Raw genomic sequence first — 274 nt, 5'->3', positions numbered from 1 at the left:
GGATGGCCGGGAGCAGGACGGCGGCGACCAGCGGGTAGTGGTCCTTGTTTAGCATGACAAAACCTCTGAAGTCCACTAAGTCTGTAGGATAGCGTATGACGGCTGTGCCCAGAATAAGCAGCGTGAGCGGGGTGCGCAGTTCGTGGGAGGCCCAGGCGGGGGTGAGAAGGGTCGAGCACACGGCTGAACTCCAGTCACGCTGTTGGGTGTAGTATGACTGGTTCTGGTTGGTGAGGTCGTCGGGGGGGGGGGGGGGTGGGGGGGGGTGGGGGGG

1 protein-coding gene is annotated in these 274 nt (G+C 63.9%); it reads right to left on the bottom strand.

Features of this window, described 5'->3' with window-relative positions; genetic code table 11:
- A partial coding sequence (locus tag PUR71_RS00540) for a hypothetical protein (protein ID WP_329924286.1) occupies positions 1-181 on the bottom strand: 181 nt, incomplete at its 3' end.
- Between the last annotated feature and the right edge of the window lie 93 nt (positions 182-274).

Origin of the sequence: Streptomyces sp. SP17BM10, from assembly GCF_036322405.1 — a bacterium.
In the GTDB taxonomy this organism is placed as follows: Bacteria; Actinomycetota; Actinomycetes; order Streptomycetales; family Streptomycetaceae; genus Kitasatospora.
Note: the sequence above shows the minus strand (reverse complement) of the source record. Positions and strands in the feature narration are given on the sequence as shown.